Genomic DNA, 17,451 nt, shown 5'->3' on the forward strand with positions numbered 1-17,451 from the left:
CGGGCTCAGCAGGCGCCGAGGTCCTGCCAGACGCCCCACTCTCCGGTGGTGCCGGGCTCCTCGCCCGTCGTCCACCACTTGGCCTTCCAGGTGTGGCCCTTGTGCGAGACCTGCTGGCCGCCGGTGTAGACCGTGCCGGATGCCCAGGGCGCCGCCGTGCACTGGTTGCCGTTGCCACCGGTGATGGTCAGGGAGTACGTCGCCGAGTGCGCGGCGGACGGACTCGCGCCACTGACCACGAGTTTGTACGTCCCGTTGACGGCCGCTGTGGTCGTGCTGAGCGTGAGGGTCGACGTTCCGCCGGCCGTCACCGAGGCGGGGTCGAGGGTGGCGGTCACGCCGGCCGGGGCGCCGCTGACGGTGAGCTTCACGGTCTGGGCGCTGCCCGCGGTCACCGAGGTCTTCACCGTGGCACTGGTGGAACCGCCCGCCTTGACCGTCGCCGACGCCGGGGTCGCCGTCAGTGAGAAGTCGTCGCTCGGGGCCGTGCCGCCGCTGGTGAAGGGCGCGAAGATGCGCGAGAAGTCCCAGGTGTTCTGCTCGATGCCGGAGCAGTTGTCCGCCGCGGGACCGCCGGGGCAACCGCCGTTGTCGCGCTGGAGCGCCCAGAAGGAGATCATGTTGATCCCCTTGGCGACCGCCCAGTCGTAGACCTCCCTGGCGTTGGCGAGGGTGAACGTCTCGGCCGGGCCGAAGTCGTCGACGCCGGGCATCTCGGTGACGCCGATCATGCCCCAGAGCTGCGCCTGGCTCTTGTTCGGGTAGAGCTTGGCGAGCTGGTCGTAAAGGCCCTGGGCGGCGGTCTTGGTGTCCTGCGCCATGTCGTGGGCGGCGTTGTCGTAGTAGTCGAACGTCATGAGGTTGGCGACGTCGACCCGCGCGCCGTTGGCCACGGCGCTCTTCAGCACGGCGAGACCACTGGGCGCGAGGCCGCGCGTCGTCGTCGGCAGGGTGTACGAGATCTCCAGCTTGCGTCCGTTCGCGGCGGCCCAGTCCTGGACCTTCTTGATCGCCTTGTTCCGCCGGTCGATGCCGGCGGCGTTGTCCAGCGAGTCGACCTCGATGTCCATGTCGAGCCGGGGGATGTCGTACGTCGTGACGACCTTCTGGTAGACGGCGGCGATCTGGTCGACGTCCGTACAGCTGTCGGCGATCTCGGTTCCGGTGGTGTCCGCCGTGTAGCCGCCGAAGGATGGGATGACGTCCCCGCCGCGTCCCTGGATGGTCTTGATGTCGGCGCCGAAGGACGACGAGGCGATGGGCAGCGAGGTGTCGCCGTTCCAGTAGGCCGTGCAGGAGCCCTTCGACGCGGTCTGGAGGAACGCCATCGTCAGGTGCTTGGCCCCGGACTGTGCGCTGAGTTCGGCCGGGCTCTCGCCCGTCCACGATTCGAAGTAGGGGGCGAAGACCCGCGCGGGGAGCGGGGTCGCGGCCTGGGCGGGGGCGCCCGAAACCGCGGTCAGACCCAGAGCGGCCACGGCGGTGGCCACCGCGGTGAGAGTGGCACGGAGGGATCGCGTACGTCTCATGGCCATCCAAGAGGTAGGAGGCGTCAACTCAGGTGTGACGCACAGGAGATGCCTACGGAATAGCCCTGCGGGCAGGGGCATGTCAATGGTCTGAACCAAATAAGGACTAGACCAATACCCGTGCCTATCCGGTACCTGAGCGGCGAGCGTCATCCAGGACGTCACGAAGTGCCCAGTAGGCCGGTTTCGCCTCGTACGTCGCGTCCCAGGGAAGAGCGTTTCCCGGACTCGGGGGATAGTGCCGCAGGTCAGCCGTGGAGCCGTACTTGTCCGTGAAACCCCAGGTCGAGAACGAGGTGCAGTTGGGTTCCTCGCCGCAGACCCTGAGCTTTCCCGCCAACTGGCGGGCCTGGATGTCCTCTTCGTCCTCGTCGACGAGGACGTCCGCCTCCGAGACCCGGGCCTTCAGGCCGAGCCCGGCCAGAGCCCGGATCTTGCGTCGGAAGACCTCGGGGTCGGTACGGTCGCCGATGGCGTATTCGTGGTCCTGGAAACCGACGCCATCGATCGGGACGCCCCGCTCCTTCAACCGGACCAGCAGCGCGTAGAGCGCATCCCAGCGTGGACCGTCCTCCTCCACCCCGTACTCGTTGAGGTACAGCACCGCGTGCGGGTCGGCCTCGCGGGCAGCATGGAAGGCGATGTCGATGTACTCCTCACCCATCGCTTCGAACCACAACTGTGGCCGCACGCCCCGGTTGCCGTTGGAGTAGTCCTCATCCTCGTCGGACATGGGCTCGTTCACCACGTCCCATTCCGCCACCTTGCCCCGGAAGTGACCCGCTACCGCGCGTATGTGCTCCACCATGACGCGCCTGCGTTGCCCGCGCGTCATCTCGGCACGCATCCATGCGGGCAGGGCTTCGAACCAGACGAGGGTGTGGCCGTGCACCTTCATCCTGTTGGCCTCGGCGAATTCCGCCAAGGCATCGCCTTCCGCGAACGCGAACACGCCGCGTCGAGGCTGGACGAACTGCGGCTTGAAGTCGTTCTCCGACGTCAGCATGGAGAACTCCTCACCCGCCGTCCGGCGGTAGGCGCTGTCGGTCAGCAAGGGGCCCGCGGCCAAGGCGGTTCCCATACGGATCGGGCGTGGGAGAACCGCCGCCAGATCACGCATCGCATCGCTGGACCGGGGCACTCGCAGGCCAGGCGCGTCCATGACGGACATCCGGCCCCCTCCCAGCGACCGCGCGTGGAGATCGCTGAGGGTCCAGCCCTTTCCGCGGGCTCCCGCGTCCGCGCCGAACCAGATGCGGCCACTGCCGAAGACGTCCCGCGCGGGAACGGTTCCCACGACCCTGCCGTCGGCCTCCAGCACAAGCCTGTCCGCGCGGAGTTCGGCGGCGAGGCGGACTTCGAGCCCCAGGCCGCTGCCGAAGGTCCGGGTCATCGCAGGCCTGTCGGAGTCCCCGTCCCAGCGGTCGATCCGGAGCCTCCCGCCGACCACGCCGATGCGCACACCGCGCCGTTCGTAGCGCCATTCGTCGTAGATGACCGGCGTCTCACCGTACAGATGCAGGTAGGCATCCGTGTCATCCGTGCGCCGCAGGCCCGCTTCGATCCGGACGTCCCCTTGGAACACCATGTGGGGACCGCGCAGGTTCACCGGTGGGTTCGGTTGTCCGCCGGTACCGTCCTGGCGTGTGATGCGCCGGTCGAGGGGTGTGATTCGTACCCCTGTGCGCGTGGGCTTCCCGCCCGCGAAGTGAGCCCAGTCCCTGCCGTTCAGGAGGTCCTCCACAGGTCCTCCCGCGGGCGCGGAGGTGTCGGCACGGTCACCCGGGACACCGGCGACCAGGGCACACACGGCCGCGATGACAACGCTCTGTCGAAACCGCATGAACAGCAGCACTCCGTATCCTCAGTCCCCGGCTGCGGCGGCAGGAACGGTCCGGGTCAGCGGGCGTTGCTCCAGCCGCCTGCGCCGGCGGAGTACGAGTCGAGCAGGTCCACCACGAAGACCAGGGTCGAGCCGGCCGGAATCAACGGCGAGGGCGACTGGTTGCCGTAGCCGAGACGCGGGGGAACGACGATCTCGCGCCGACCGCCGACCTTCATCCCCCTCAACCCCCGGTCCCAGCCCTTGATGACCCTGCCGCCGCCCAAGGGGAACTTGAAGGGCTGGTCACGGTCCCAGGAGGAGTCGAACTCCTTCCCGGTCTCGAAGGTCACCCCGACGTAATGGACCCTGACCACCGTGCCCGGCTTCACTTCGTCGCCGTCCCCGACGATCAGGTCCCGGATGGTCAGTTCGGCGGGCGCAGCGCCCTCGGGCACGTCGACCTCGGGCTTCGTCAGTTCGCTCATCGCACTTCGTCACTCTCCGTCGCGGCGGAGGATGACGATAACGCGCATGCCGGTTCCGGAGCGCACGGATCAGTGGCTGCGCGGCGATGTTCCTCACAGGCTTCGGATCGGGCGTGTGCCAGTTGTAGATTGATGGCGCCCTTGACCTGCAGAAGCGCGGGCAGGGAGCCTACCTTTCGGAGCGCTGCCATGTTGCGAACCATGTTCAAGTCCAAGATTCACCGCGCCACGGTGACCCAGGCCGACCTGCACTACGTGGGGTCCATCACCATCGACGCGGATCTCCTCGACGCCGCCGACCTGCTGCCCGGTGAGCTCGTCCACATCGTCGACGTCACCAACGGTGCCCGGCTGGAGACGTACACCATCGAGGGGGAGCGGGGGAGCGGTGTCATCGGGATCAACGGTGCGGCCGCGCACCTCGTGCACCCCGGCGACAAGGTGATCATCATCAGCTACGCGCAGGTCGAGGACGCGGAGGCGCGGGCGCTGCGGCCGCGGGTCGTGCACGTCGACGAGGGCAACCGCGTGGTCGCCCTCGGGGACGACCCGGCGGAGGCGGTGCCGGGGGACCCGGACATGGTGCGGAATCCGCAGAGCCGCCGGGTCACCGATTGATGGACGCGCTGGGGCTTCTGCACACCTCTCCCGTGCACGTCCCCGTCTTCGACGGGCTGCGGGACGCGGGGCATCCTGGACTCGAACTGCGTCATCACGTCGAGGAGGAGCTCCTGGCTCGGGCGCGGCGCGAAGGACCCGAAGCCGTTGCCCGCGCGGTGCGGGCCGCTCTTGTACGGGTTGCCGACGGCGGTGAGGGCGGCCGGGTCGGTGCCGTGCTGTGCACGTGTTCCACCATCGGCGGCGTGGCCGAGACCCTAGGGGGCGACTTGGGGGTTCCGGTGGTCCGGGTCGACCGGCCCATGGCGGCCGCTGCCGTCGCCGCCGGGTCCCGGGTCGTCGTCCTCGCCGCGGTCGCGTCCACCGTCGCGCCGACCTCCGCGCTCGTCGAGGAGGAGGCGCGGCGGGCCGGACGCGACGTCTCCGTGCGGACCGTGGTGGTCGAGGGGGCCTGGGAGCGGTTCGAGGCGGGGGACACCGCCGGGTATGCGGAGAGCGTGGCCCGGGCGGTGCGCGGGGTGCTGGACGCCGACGCGATCGTGCTGGCGCAGGCCTCCATGGCGGGGGCGGAGGCGCTGGTTCCGGAGGTGCGGGTGCCGGTGTTCGCCAGTCCCCGGCTCGGGCTCGCGGCCGCGGCGGCGCTGGTCGCGGGGAGGGGACAGAGGTAGACGCGCAGGGACGGGGTGGTGCGGGGGCGGGTCCCGCAGGCGGGTGTCCGTCGCGGGCGGCACGCCAGTAGGGGGGCCGGGGCGGTGCGAGGTGCCGGTCCCGCTGCCGGGTGTCCGTCGCGGGCAGCATGCAGGGAACCGTGGAAGGCTTGGGCGCGGGGGCCTCGGGTACGCGGGGAGGAACCGCTGGCGTACCACTGCTGGAGGAGTGCAATGACGCAACCGTTCCCCGATCCCGCACCGACTCCGGGGCCGGTCAGGCCCTTCCCGGACCCTGACCCCGTGCCGCCGCCCGAGCCGGAGAGGCCCTACCCGGACCCGGACCCCGTACCGCGCCCGGGACCGCGCCCCAGCCCGGACCCGCCGCCTCCGTCCCCGATCCCTCAGCCGGGCCCCGACCCGGCGCCCGAGCCACAGCCCGACCCGATGCGCTGAGGCCGGCGTCGGCGTCGCCGATGTAAGCGAGGGCGTGGGCTGGGCCACCCGGCCCATGCCCACGCCCACGCCTGCGTCGGCCATGTCCCCCGGCGTCTCGCCCGGGGTGACTTGAGACGGGGCAGGTGTGGGCAAGCGGCAGTGTGAAGGATGTCGGTTGCCGCAGCACCGACATAACGTGCTTCCCGCCCCCAGAAGGAGTCGCCCGTGCCCCAGTTCGATCTCCCCCTCGACGAACTCCGTCGCTACCGGCCCGACCTGGCCGAGCCCGACGACTTCGATGCCTTCTGGGAGAAGACGTTGTCGGAGGCGCGGCAGCACGAACTCGACGCTCGCTTCGAGCGCGTGGACTTGCCGTTGCGCGGGGTGCGGGTCTTCGACGTCACCTTCGCCGGGTTCGGGGGACACCCCGTCAAGGGGTGGCTGGTGCTGCCCGCCGGGGCCGAGGGCGAGGGAAGCGAACCGCTCCCCGTGGTCGTCGAGTACATCGGGTACGGCGGCGGGCGCGGGCTGCCTCATATGCATCTGCTGTGGGCCGCCGCCGGGTTCGCGCACTTCGTGATGGACACGCGGGGGCAGGGCAGCGGCGGGTGGGCGCAGGGCGACACGCCGGACCCGGTGGGGAGCGGGCCCGCGCACCCCGGGTTCATGACCCGCGGCATCGAGGACCCGCACGACTACTACTACCGGCGCCTGTACGTCGACGCCGTACGCGCCGTCGAGGCCGCCCGCTCCCACCCGCTCGTGGACGGGACACGGGTCGCCGTGCTCGGCGCCAGCCAGGGCGGCGGGGTCGCCCTCGCCGTCGGCGGGCTCGTGCCCGATCTCGCGGCCGTCACCCCCGACGTACCCTTCCTCTGCGACTTCCCGCGCGCGACGACCCTCACGGACCGCCTCCCGTACAGCGAGATCGGCGCCTATCTGAAGGCCCGCCGAGGCGGCCAGGAGCGCGTTTTCCAGACACTGTCGTACTTCGACGGCGTGCACTTCGCCGCCCGCGGCCGCGCTCCCGCCCTCTTCTCCGCGGCCCTCCAGGACATGACCTGCCCGCCCTCGACGGTCTTCGCGGCCTACAACGCGTACGCGGGAACGGAACGTTCCATGGAGGTGTACGCCTTCAACGATCACGAAGGCGGCGGCCCCTACCAGCAAGGCGTCCAACTGAGGTGGCTGCAGCAGTACTTGAGGGGATGAACCGCACAACCCCCGCTCCTTCCCGCGCTCTTGTCACGGAAACACCGACCCGCTAGCTTGCGGGCTTGTCGTGTGACCGCTGTGCGGCACACCGTGCGCCACATCCGTGATGACGTGTGTCCGAGGGGGCTCCCATGGCCGTACGCGGCCGGCACCGCCGGTATCAGCCGAACCGCATCAACCGCGCGTCGCTGACCGTCACGGCGGGCGGTGCGGGCATGGCGCTCCCGCTGACCGTCGCCGGTACCGCGGGAGCCGCCGACGTCGACACGTGGAACAAGGTCGCGGCCTGCGAGTCCGGCAACAACTGGAGCATCAACACCGGCAACGGCTTCTTCGGCGGCCTCCAGTTCAGGCAGTCCACCTGGGAGGCGTACGGCGGCACGGCCTACGCCTCGCGCGCCGACCGCGCCTCCAAGGACCAGCAGATCGCCGTCGCCGAGAAGGTCCTCGACGCGCAGGGACCCGGCGCCTGGCCGGTCTGCTCCGCGAAGGCCGGACTCGCCCGCGGCGGCGGCTCGCCCGACGTCACCCCGGCCCGTGGCCCCGGAAAGTCCGCGAGCAAGCCCGAGCGGCCCAAGCGCGACGTCAGGGACGTCAAGCCCGAGGTGACACCGCAGTCCGCCGCGGGCACCGCCGAGATGTACACCGTCGTCCACGGCGACACGCTCTCCGGCATCGCCGACGAACGCCGGGTCCGGGGTGGCTGGCAGCGGCTGTACGACGCCAACCGGCGCGTCATCGGCGACGACCCCGACCTGATCACGCCGGGGCAGCGGCTCTCGGTCCACGGGCGGACCGCCGACGGTCGGCAGAAGGCGCCCACAAAACCGGACCCCGACAAGAGGACCGCCGAGCGGAAGGCCGCCGAACGGAAGGCCGCTGAGCGGCAGGCAGCCGAGAAGCGAGCCGCTGAGAAGCGGGCAGCGGAGAAGGCGGCCGCCGAGAAGCGGGCCGCCGAGAAGAAGCGCGAGAGGCAGGCCGAGAAGCCGCGGTCCCCGCAGGCGAAGAACGCCGCGCCCCGCCCCTCCTCCTCCGGTGCCTCCGCCCCCGTCGCCGCCTCGCCCAGCACCCCCTACCGTGCGGCGGGCGGCTCCTGGTCCAAGGGCTACCACACGGGCGTCGACTTCCCCGTGCCCACCGGCACGTCCGTCAAGGCCGTCGCCGCGGGCCGCGTCGTCTCGGCGGGCTGGGGCGGCAGCTACGGCTACCAGGTGGTCATCCGGCACACCGACGGCAAGTACAGCCAGTACGGGCACCTGTCGGCGCTCTCGGTGAAAGCGGGACAGCAGGTCGGCGCCGGGCAGCGGATAGCCCGGTCCGGGTCCACCGGGAACAGCACCGGCCCGCATCTGCACTTCGAGGTGCGGACGGGGCCCGGCTTCGGTTCCGACGTCGACCCGCTCGCCTACCTGCGGGCCCGCGGCGTACGTATCTGAGACTGAGAGAGCAGCTGATCCGAGGGGCGCCCGAGCCCGAGCCCGGCCCCGGCGTGTCCGTCAGGACACCATGCGCTCACGCCGCCCCTGATGCCGCGGCCGCGTTCTGCGGTGGGCCGCCGACGGCTGCTGCGAGGGCACCGCGGGCAGCCCGGCCGCGGCGGGACGCGGCTCGGGATCCTCGTGCGACTGCGACTGCGACTGCGACTGCGACTGCGGATACGAACCCGTCGCCCCGGCGGGCGAAGGGCCACCCTGCGCCACCGTCACCGTCGACGTCTCCCGGGCGATCCGCTCCGTCGTGAGGAGGATCAGGCCGCACGCGGCCACGACCCCGCTGCCGAGCGCCAGAACCGTGCCCGTGGCACCGTGCCGGAAGGATTCTCCGAACAGGGTCAGACCGACCGCCGCCGCGACGACCGGGTTCACCACGGTCACCGTCGACAGCGGCGCCGCGAGGCCCGCACCCCGGTACGAGGCCTGCGAGAGCAGCACGCCGGCCGCCGCGAGGACGGCGATCACGGCGAGGCTCGGCAGCTGCTCGACCACCGCGACGTTCTCGTCCAGATCGACCGCCACCGTCTTCGTGAAGACGGACGCGATGCCGAAGGCGCCGCCCGCCGCGCAGGCGAGCAGCACGCTGCGCATCACCGGATGCCGGTGCGCTGCGTGCGCCGCCACCATCAGGCCGAGCACACCGCCGCCCGTGACCAGGGCCAGCACGACGCGCTCCGCGTCGGCCAGGGTCTGCGAGTCGGACGACGAGGTGAGCGAGAGGAGCCCGGCGAGCCCCACCGTCGCCATGAGCGCGCCCCGCCAGGCGGTGGCCCCGGCCCGGCGGCGTACGAACACGGCGGCCATGGGCAGGGCGAAGACGATGGTGAGTGCGCCGAGCGGCTGGACCAGGCTCAGCGGGCCGTAGGCCAGAGCCACGACGTGCAGGAGGGCGCCGAGACCGTTGAGGGCGATCGCGACCCACCAGGCGCCGCGGCGCAGCGGTGCGTACCGCTGCCCGGGAGTCGTCGCCGCCACGCGCTCCTGGAGGATCGCGCCGCCCGCGTATGCGACGGCTGAGACGAGGGAGAGCAGCACGGACAGTGCCAAAGCACTCATGAGGTGCTCCGCGGGGTGCGGTGCGTCCGGTGAACCCGGTCTGGCGAACGGTCTGCTTCCATGATGACAACGATGACGCCGGAACGCCTCTACGTCGTCGTACTTGAGCAGGCAATCCGTCCTACTACCGATGGAGTACGACCTTGCCGATGTCCTCCCCCGGAGGGGTTATCCCCTAGGTGCGGAGAGTGACCTCAAGGGGGACCCCGGAGGCGGGTCGCGCGGCCGTGCTTGTTGTACTTCTGTCGTGACCACCCTCATCGACCTGGCAGAACTCGGCTCCGTCGGCGGATTCTTCGCCCTGCGCGCGGGCCCGCCGCCCGGCGGCGCGAAGCCGTTCACCGAGGTGTACGCGGAGCGGCCCGCGGGACCGGAATCCGGTGATCCGATCGGTTTCCGCGTCCGTAAGGTGGCGGGCCGGCTCGGCGCCCCCGAGGACCGTATCGCGGTGTCCGTGGCGCAGCTCGGGCTCGCCGCCCGGCTCTGGTCCGTGGCGCTCGGCTCCGCCGCGCTGTACGGGCGGGTGCCCGACCTCGACCCCGCACTGCTGCACTGGGACGCGGACGGCACCTCGCCCGACGACCTGTGGCTCACCGACGTACGTCTGCTGCCGGGTGCCGCCGCGACCGTACGGGATGTGGTGCAGCACGGTCATCTGGCGCCGCTGTCCGCCGCGTTGCGCGCCCGGTACCGGATCTCCGCCGGGCTGCTGTGGGGCAACGCGGGATCGGCGCTCGCGGGGGCGGCACGTGAACTGCACGGCTGGGCGCGGCGGTCGGGGCGCGAGGACGTCGGGGAGCGGGCCCTCGCGCTGGCCGGGGAACTCTTCGGCCATCCCGACCTGCGCGGCACAGGCACCCTCCGTGGCACCGCCTTCCGGCGCCGCAGCTGCTGCCTGTACTACCGGTGCCCCGGCGGCGGGCTGTGCGGGGACTGCTGCTTCGAACGGGCGCCGCAGCGGTCTTCCCCCGGGGCCGCCTCTGGGTGACCATGAGGTGGCGCGGCCGGCATCGGACGGACGACGGAGGGTTCTACGTGAAGGTGGGGCTGCTCACGCGGGAGTATCCACCGGACGTCTACGGCGGAGCGGGCGTCCATGTCGAGTTCCTCGCACGGGAGTTGCGCTCCCTCACGGACCTCGACGTGCACTGCTGGGGGGAGGGCGCCTCCAACGGGCTCATGCGGCACCAGGCGTGGCCCGCGCTCGACGGCGCGAACGACGCGCTGCGCACGTTCTCCGTCGACCTGTCCATGGCGGCGTCGCTCGCCGGACGCGAACTGCTCCACTCCCACACCTGGTACGCGAGCCTCGCCGGACACGTCGGCAAGCTGCTGCACGACGTCCCGCACGTCATGACCTCGCACTCCCTGGAGCCGCTGCGCCCCTGGAAGGCCGAGCAGCTGGGCGGCGGATACGCCCTGTCCAGCTGGGCCGAGCGCACCGCCGCCGAGGCCGCCGACGCCGTCATCGCGGTGTCCGGCGCGATGCGCGAGGACATCCTCTCCTGTTACCCGGCGATCGACCCGGCCAAGGTCCACCTCGTCCACAACGGCATCGACGCCGAGCTCTACCGCCCCGACCCCGGCACCGACGTCCTGGAACGCCTCGGCATCGACCTCGACCGGCCCTACGTCCTGTTCGTCGGGCGCATCACCCGGCAGAAGGGTGTCCCGCATCTGCTGCGCGCCGCACGGGCGTTGGACCGTGACGTGCAGCTCGTCCTGTGTGCAGGGGCCCCGGACACCCCCGAGATCGACCGCGAGTTCCGCACGCTCTTCGAGGAGTTGAGCCGGACGCGGGCCGGCGTCCAGTGGATCCCCGAGATGCTGCCGCGCCCGCAGATCATCCAACTCCTCACGCATGCGGCGGTGTTCGTCTGCCCTTCGGTGTACGAGCCGCTCGGCATCGTCAATCTGGAGGCGATGGCGTGCGGCACCGCCGTCGTCGCCTCGCGGGTCGGCGGCATCCCGGAAGTCGTGAGCGACGGCACGACGGGGCTGCTCGTCCCGTACCGCGAGAGCGCCCCCACCGACTTCGAGCACGACCTCGGACTGCTCATGAACAGGCTGGCCACCGACCCGGAGCGATCCGGCGCGATGGGCAGAGCCGGACGCCACCGCGCGGTCAGGGAGTTCGGCTGGGACGTGGTCGCCCGGCGCACGGTCGAGGTGTACGAGGAGATCCTGCACGGCGACAGATAGCCCACAAGTCCGACAAGTAGGGGGCACGCATGCGCGGTGGACCTTCGGTGCTCGGAATCGTGCTCGCAGGCGGGGAGGGGAAGCGGCTGATGCCGCTCACCGCCGACCGGGCCAAACCCGCGGTCACGTTCGGCGGCACCTACCGCCTCGTCGACTTCGTGCTCTCCAACCTCGTCAACGGCGACATCCTGCGCATCTGCGTCCTCACGCAGTACAAGTCGCACTCGCTCGACCGGCACGTGTCGACGACCTGGCGGATGTCGAGCCTGCTCGGCAACTACGTCACCCCGGTGCCCGCCCAACAGCGCCTGGGCCCGCGCTGGTTCTCCGGCAGCGCCGACGCCATCCTGCAGTCCCTCAACCTCGTCCACGACGAACAGCCCGACTACATCGCGGTGTTCGGCGCCGACCACGTCTACCGCATGGACCCGCGCCACATGCTCGAACAGCACATCGAGAACGGTGCCGCGGTGACCGTCGCGGGGATCAGGGTGCCGCGCGCCGACGCGTCGTCGTTCGGCATCATCACGCCCGGGCGCGACGGGACGAAGGTGGAACGCTTCCTGGAGAAGCCCGCCGACCCGCCCGGCCTGCCCGGCTCCCCGGACGAGGTCTACGCCTCCATGGGCAACTACCTGTTCACCACCAAGGCCCTCGTCGACGCCCTGCAGCGGGACGCCGAGGACGAGCATTCGGCACACGACATGGGCGGCTCGATCCTGCCCCTGCTCACCGAGCGCGGAATGGCGCAGGTGTACGACTTCGACGGCAATCACGTCCCCGGCGAGACCCCGCGCGACCACGGCTACTGGCGCGACGTCGGCACCCTCGACTCGTACTACGAAGCCCACATGGACCTGATCTCCGACCAGCCGGTCTTCAACCTGGACAACCGCCGCTGGCCCATCTACACCCACTCCGACGGCCTGCCGCCCGCCAAGTTCTGCGCGGGCGGCATCGCGGGCGAGTCGATCGTCAGCCCCGGCTGCGTCATCCGCGGCCAGGTCACCCGCTCCGTCCTCTCGCCCGGCGTGACCGTCGAGGAGGGCGCGGTCGTCCAGGGCTCCGTGCTGCACGACAACGTACGGATCGGGCGCGGCGCGGTCGTACGGGGCGCCGTCCTCGACAAGAACGTCGACGTACCGCCGGGCGCGACGATCGGCGTCAACCCGGACCGCGACGAGGAGCTGTACACGGTGTCCAGGAGCGGCGTGATCGCCTTGGGCAAGGGCCAGACCGTACCGATGTGACCTCGGGCTCCGCGTTCACAGCACCCTGCGCCTGCGCCCCAGCCACGTCTGCGCGATCACCACGACCGCGAGGAACGCGCCGCTGACCACCTGCTGGTACGCGGAGTCGAGCGAGCCGATCTGGTTGATGACGTTCTGGATGACCTTGAGGAGCAGCACGCCCACCAGTGACCCGCTGATGAACCCGAAGCCGCCGGTGAGCAGCGTGCCGCCGATGACGACCGCGGAGATCGCCTCCAGCTCCATGCCGGAGCCGAGGATCGTCACCCCGGAGACCAGCCAGGCCGCGTTGAGGGCCCCGGCGAGCCCCGCGCAGAGCCCCGACACCGTGTAGACGGTGATCTTCGTACGGGCCACGGGGGCGCCCATCAGCGCCGCCGCGTCCTCGTTGCCGCCGACCGCGTACACGTACTGGCCGAACCGGGTGCGGCGCAGCACGACAGCGCCCACCACGAACAGCGCGCCCGTGATCCACACCGGGGCGCCGATGCCGAGCACCTTGCCCTGCCCCAGCGTCGCGAAGAACGAGTCCTTGTCGACGAGGTACGTCTTCGACCCCTCGTCCGTCACCGACAGGAGGATGCCGCGGGCCGCCAGCATCGCCGCGAGCGTCACGATGAACGGCGCGAGCCGGGCCCGCGCGATCAGCAGGCCGTTGACCAGGCCGATGAGCCCGCAGACCGCGAGGGGCAGGAGCAGCGCCACGGCCGTCCCGTACCGCGAGCCCCAGGCGGCGAGCACCCCGCCGAGGGCGAACAGCGAGCCGACCGACAGGTCGATGCCGCCGGTGACGATGACGAACGTCATGCCGAGCGCGACCACCGCGAGGAACGCGGAGGACACCGCCATGTTCGCCATGTTGTCGGCCGTCATGAACGTGTCGAAGCCGACCGACGCGGCGGCCACCGCGACGATCAGGGTGACGAGCGCGCCGTGCTGCTGCGCGAGGGCGCTCAGCCGCTCCGAACGGGAGGGGCCCGCGGCCCGTTCCTCCTGGGCCGTGTGGTCCATGGGATCCGCCGGGCTCTTCGTGTCGATGGTCATCGCTTGCCCCTCTCGCGTGCCGCGCAGACCGCGAGGACGATCACCACGGCCTGGGCGATCTGCGTCCACGACGGCGGCAGGTCGTGCTTGATGAGCGTGGCCGTGAGCAGCTGGATGAGGACCGCGCCCGCCACGGTGCCGCCGATGCGGACGCGTCCGCCGCTCAGCGGGGTGCCTCCGACCACCACCGCGGTGATCGCGGAGAGTTCCATCAGGTTGCCGAGCGACGTCGGGTCGCTGGCGCTCAGCCGCGCGGTCGCGAGGACCCCGGCGAGCGCGGCGAGGGCGCCGCAGGCGACGTACACGATGATCAGGACGCGCCGCACCGGCAGGCCCGCGAGGAGCGCGGCGGGGCGGCTGTCGCCGATGGCGAGGAGCTGCCTGCCGAAGGTGGTGCGCCGCACGACGAAGGCGACGAGCAGCGCCAGGGCCGTCGCGATGAGCACGAGGTAGGGGATGCCGAGCAGGTCGCCGGAGCCGAGCGACGCCATCGTGGGGTCGCGGACGTCCTTGAGCTGGGGGAGGAGGACCAGGGCGAGCCCGCGGCCAGCGACCATCAGGGCGAGCGTCGCCACGATGGGCTGGACGCCGATGAACGCGATGAGCGACCCGTTGGCGAGGCCGACGACCATGCCGCCGAGGAGCGCGACGATCAGGGCGACCCACATCCCGTACCCGAGGTAGAGCGAGACGAGGGAGGTGGAGAGCGCCATCACCGAGCCGACGGAGAGGTCGACGCCCTCGCTGCCGATGGCCAGGGCCATGCCGAGCGCCACGATCAGGACGGGGGCGACCTGGACGGCCTGGGTGCGGAAGTTCTCGCCGGACAGGAAGTGCGGGGTGAAGGCGGTGTTGACGAGGAGGAGGACGGCGACGCCGACGTAGACGCCGTAGTTCTGGAGGAGGCGCAGGAGGCGGTCGCGGTCGGCGGCCGTGCGGCCGAGGGCGATGTCGGTCATGGGGAGCTCCGTGGGTGCGGGGCCGGTGCGCTGTGGTGAGAGCCCGTCTGCCGGTCGTGGTGGGTCATGCGTCCGACTTCGCGGGGTCCGTCGCCATGGCGCGCAGGAGGTTCTCCTCCGTCACCGCGGTGCCGGTGAGTTCCGCGACGGCCGTGCCGTCCTTGAGGACGATCACCCGGTCCGAGCCCTCGATCAGCTCCTCCATGTCCGAGGAGATCAGCAGCACGCCGAGACCGTCCGACGCCAACTCGTCCACGAGAGACTGCACTTCGGCCTTGGCTCCGATGTCGATGCCGCGCGTGGGCTCGTCGAGCAGCAGCACCTTGGGGTGCATCGCGAGCCAGCGGGCCAGCAGCACTTTCTGCTGGTTGCCGCCGGAGAGTTCGCCGACCTTCTGGAGGGGGCTCGACGCCTTGATGCGCAGGCGGTCGATGAAGGTGTCGACGATGCCGTCGATGGCGCGTTCGTCGACCAGGCCGAGGCGGGAGAGGCGGGGGAGGGCGGCCAGGGCGATGTTGTCGCGGACCGACAGGCCGGGGACGATGCCCTCCGCCTTGCGGTCCTCGGGGAGCAGGCTGATGCCGGCGCGGATGGCGGCGGGCGTGGAGCCGGTACGGATCCGGGTGCCGCCGATCGCGACGGTCCCGGAGTCGGTCGGCAGGGCTCCGGCGATGGCCTTCGCCGTCTCGCTGCGGCCCGAGCCGAGCAGCCCGCCGAGGCCCACCACCTCACCGGGCCGGATGGTGACCGACACACCGTGCAGGCGATGCCGGGCGGTCAACCCCTCGGCACGGAGCACGGGTTCGGTGGTCGCCTCGTGCGCTCCCGTGAACTGGGTGAGGCCCTCTTCCCGTACGTCCTTGACCTCACGGCCCAGCATCAGTGCGACCAGCCGCAGCCGGTCGAGCTCGGCGAGCGGGCCGGTGTGCACCACCTGGCCGTCGCGCAGCACGGTGACGGCGTCGCACACCTCGTACAGCTCGTCGAGGCGGTGGCTGACGTAGATCACCGCGATGCCGCGCTCCCGCAGCATGCGGATCACGCCGAACAGGGTCCGCACCTCGCGCGGTTCGAGGGACGACGTCGGCTCGTCCATGATCACGACGCGCGCGTCGACGGCGACCGCGCGGGCCAGCGCCACCATCTGCTGCGCGCCCAGGCCGAGTTCGCGCAGCGGGCGGCGCACGTCGACACGGACGCCGAGGCCCCGCAGCGCCTCGTCCGCCTCGCGGTGCATCCGCCCGAAGTCGATGAGTCCGAGGCGGCCGCGGGGCTCGCGGCCGAGGAACAGGTTGCGGGCCACGCTCATCAGGGGGACGAGGTTGACCTCCTGGTAGATGGTGGAGATGCCCGCGTGCTGCGCTTCGAGCGGGGTGGCGAAGCGCACCGGTTTCCCGTCGTACGTCACCTCGCCCGCGTCCGGCGCGTACACCCCCGTCAGGACCTTGATGAGCGTGGACTTGCCCGCGCCGTTCTCGCCGATGAGCGCGTGCACCTCGCCCGCGCGTGCGGTGAAGTCGACGCCGTCCAGGGCGCGTACACCCGGGAAGGCCTTCGACAGGCCGGTCACCGACAGCACGTCAGTAGGCCTTGCCGAGGTCGGACTTCGCGTTGTCCTTCGTGTACGCGCTGTCCTTGATGACGATGTCCTGGGACACCTTCTCGCCCTTGGTGAACGTGTCCAGCGTCTTGAAGGCGAGCGGGCCGAAGCGCGGGTTGGACTCGATGACGCCGTCGATCCAGCCGTCGACGATGCCGCGCACCGCGCCCTTCGTCCCGTCGATCGTCACGATCTTCACGTCGCCGGGCTTCTTGCCCGCGCCCTTGAGGGCGTTGACGGCGCCGAGGCCCATCTCGTCGTTCTCGGCGTAGATCCCGGTGATGTCGGGCTTGGACTGGATCAGCTGCTCGGTGACCTGCTGGCCCTTCTCCCGCGCGAACTCGCCGGTCTGCTTGAAGACGACCTCGAGGTCCGGGGCCTTCTCCTTGATCCGGTCCTGGAAGCCCTTGGTGCGCTCGGTGGTGACGTTGTTGCCCGCGGCGCCGAGCAGGATCGCGATCTTTCCCTTGCCGCCGGTCGTCTCGATCATGCGGTCCGCGGCGCGTCTGCCCTGCTCGACGAAGTCGGAGCCGATGAAGCTCACGTAGTCCTTGCAGGCCGTCGCGTTGATCTTGCGGTCGATGGTGACGATCGGGATGTGCTTGGCGCCCGCGGCGCGCAGCACCGGCTCCCAGCCGTCGGAGTTGAGCGGTGCGATGACGAGCAGGTCGGCGCCCTTGGCGATCAGGTCCTGGACGTCGCTGATCTGCTTGGAGAACTGCGACTGCGCGTTGGCGGTGAGCAGCTTGACGCCGCGCTTCTCCGCCTCGGCCTTGATGGAGGCCGTCTCCGCGATGCGGAACGGGTTGGCCTCCTTCTCGGACTGCGAGAAGCCGACGGTGGCGTTCTTCAGGTCGAGCTTCTTGCCGCCGTACGCGCCGATCGCGCAGGTCTTGCCCCTCGCGTCGCCGTCCGACGCGACCTCCTGTCCTGCGTCGGCCTGGTCCTGCGATGCGGCGCTGTCGCCGCCGGAGTCGTCGTCCTCGGACTTCGCGCACCCGGCGGCGAACAGGAGGCTCGCGGCGAGACCGGTGGCGACGAGGGTCCTCGCGGAGGTACGGCGGAGAAGAGTGGTCGGCTTCATTGGATC

At 71.0% G+C, this 17,451-nt stretch carries 15 protein-coding genes; 7 read left to right on the plus strand and 8 right to left on the minus strand.

Annotated features, from left to right (window positions below; all coding sequences use genetic code 11):
- Window positions 1-5: 5 nt before the first annotated feature.
- The 3 genes from DEJ49_RS32735 to DEJ49_RS32745 form a co-directional block, all read right to left on the minus strand.
- Window positions 6-1,529 (minus strand): chitinase, encoded by a 1,524-nt coding sequence (locus tag DEJ49_RS32735; protein WP_150187444.1) that lies wholly within the window; start codon window positions 1,527-1,529, stop codon window positions 6-8.
- A gap of 124 nt (window positions 1,530-1,653) precedes the next feature.
- Window positions 1,654-3,384 carry an endo-1,4-beta-xylanase gene (locus DEJ49_RS32740; RefSeq protein WP_190329514.1) on the minus strand — a complete coding sequence of 577 codons (1,731 nt, stop codon included), beginning with the start codon at window positions 3,382-3,384 and terminating at the stop codon, window positions 1,654-1,656.
- A gap of 44 nt (window positions 3,385-3,428) precedes the next feature.
- Window positions 3,429-3,839: an FKBP-type peptidyl-prolyl cis-trans isomerase gene (locus DEJ49_RS32745; protein WP_150187445.1), complete on the minus strand. Its 411-nt coding sequence runs from the start codon at window positions 3,837-3,839 to the stop codon at window positions 3,429-3,431.
- A gap of 189 nt (window positions 3,840-4,028) precedes the next feature.
- Between DEJ49_RS32745 and panD the strand changes: the two genes are divergently transcribed.
- The 4 genes from panD to DEJ49_RS32765 all read left to right on the plus strand — a co-directional run bounded on the left by panD (window position 4,029) and on the right by DEJ49_RS32765 (window position 8,193).
- Entirely contained in the window at window positions 4,029-4,457 is a 429-nt protein-coding gene (gene panD / locus DEJ49_RS32750) for an aspartate 1-decarboxylase (RefSeq protein ID WP_150187446.1), read from the plus strand.
- Window positions 4,457-5,125 (plus strand): aspartate/glutamate racemase family protein, encoded by a 669-nt coding sequence (locus DEJ49_RS32755; RefSeq protein ID WP_150187447.1) that lies wholly within the window; start codon window positions 4,457-4,459, stop codon window positions 5,123-5,125. The genes panD and DEJ49_RS32755 overlap by 1 nt, the downstream gene beginning before the upstream one ends.
- 642 nt (window positions 5,126-5,767) lie before the next feature.
- Window positions 5,768-6,754 carry an acetylxylan esterase gene (locus tag DEJ49_RS32760; RefSeq protein ID WP_150187448.1) on the plus strand — a complete coding sequence of 329 codons (987 nt, stop codon included), beginning with the start codon at window positions 5,768-5,770 and terminating at the stop codon, window positions 6,752-6,754.
- Window positions 6,755-6,888: 134 nt separating this feature from the next.
- Complete coding sequence (locus tag DEJ49_RS32765) at window positions 6,889-8,193, plus strand: transglycosylase family protein (protein WP_150187449.1); 1,305 nt, start codon at window positions 6,889-6,891, stop codon at window positions 8,191-8,193.
- A gap of 60 nt (window positions 8,194-8,253) precedes the next feature.
- Here the strand turns inward: DEJ49_RS32765 and DEJ49_RS32770 are convergent, their stop codons facing one another.
- Complete coding sequence (locus DEJ49_RS32770; RefSeq protein ID WP_150187450.1) at window positions 8,254-9,306, minus strand: DMT family transporter; 1,053 nt, start codon at window positions 9,304-9,306, stop codon at window positions 8,254-8,256.
- Window positions 9,307-9,553: 247 nt separating this feature from the next.
- Between DEJ49_RS32770 and DEJ49_RS32775 the strand changes: the two genes are divergently transcribed.
- The 3 genes from DEJ49_RS32775 to glgC are packed head-to-tail and all read left to right on the plus strand — an operon-like array spanning window position 9,554 to window position 12,758.
- Window positions 9,554-10,294 (plus strand): (2Fe-2S)-binding protein, encoded by a 741-nt coding sequence (locus DEJ49_RS32775; protein WP_223833087.1) that lies wholly within the window; start codon window positions 9,554-9,556, stop codon window positions 10,292-10,294.
- A 47-nt stretch (window positions 10,295-10,341) separates the two neighbouring features.
- The gene (gene glgA / locus DEJ49_RS32780) at window positions 10,342-11,508 is read left to right on the plus strand and encodes a glycogen synthase (protein ID WP_150187452.1); all 1,167 of its coding nucleotides are present in this window, start codon (window positions 10,342-10,344) and stop codon (window positions 11,506-11,508) included.
- A 29-nt stretch (window positions 11,509-11,537) separates the two neighbouring features.
- The gene (glgC, locus tag DEJ49_RS32785; protein WP_150187453.1) at window positions 11,538-12,758 is read left to right on the plus strand and encodes a glucose-1-phosphate adenylyltransferase; all 1,221 of its coding nucleotides are present in this window, start codon (window positions 11,538-11,540) and stop codon (window positions 12,756-12,758) included.
- A 15-nt stretch (window positions 12,759-12,773) separates the two neighbouring features.
- Here glgC and DEJ49_RS32790 read toward each other — a convergent pair whose 3' ends face one another.
- The 4 genes from DEJ49_RS32790 to DEJ49_RS32805 form a co-directional block, all read right to left on the minus strand.
- Window positions 12,774-13,769 carry an ABC transporter permease gene (locus DEJ49_RS32790; RefSeq protein WP_150188641.1) on the minus strand — a complete coding sequence of 332 codons (996 nt, stop codon included), beginning with the start codon at window positions 13,767-13,769 and terminating at the stop codon, window positions 12,774-12,776.
- Window positions 13,770-13,798: 29 nt separating this feature from the next.
- Window positions 13,799-14,761, minus strand: a complete 963-nt coding sequence (locus tag DEJ49_RS32795; RefSeq protein WP_150187454.1) for an ABC transporter permease — start codon at window positions 14,759-14,761, stop codon at window positions 13,799-13,801.
- Between the two features lie 64 nt (window positions 14,762-14,825).
- Window positions 14,826-16,340, minus strand: a complete 1,515-nt coding sequence (locus DEJ49_RS32800) for a sugar ABC transporter ATP-binding protein (RefSeq protein WP_150187455.1) — start codon at window positions 16,338-16,340, stop codon at window positions 14,826-14,828.
- Window position 16,341: 1 nt separating this feature from the next.
- Window positions 16,342-17,445 (minus strand): ABC transporter substrate-binding protein, encoded by a 1,104-nt coding sequence (locus DEJ49_RS32805; RefSeq protein ID WP_150187456.1) that lies wholly within the window; start codon window positions 17,443-17,445, stop codon window positions 16,342-16,344.
- Window positions 17,446-17,451 lie beyond the last annotated feature (6 nt).

Source organism: Streptomyces venezuelae (assembly GCF_008642335.1).
Taxonomy (GTDB): Bacteria; Actinomycetota; Actinomycetes; order Streptomycetales; family Streptomycetaceae; genus Streptomyces; species Streptomyces venezuelae_F.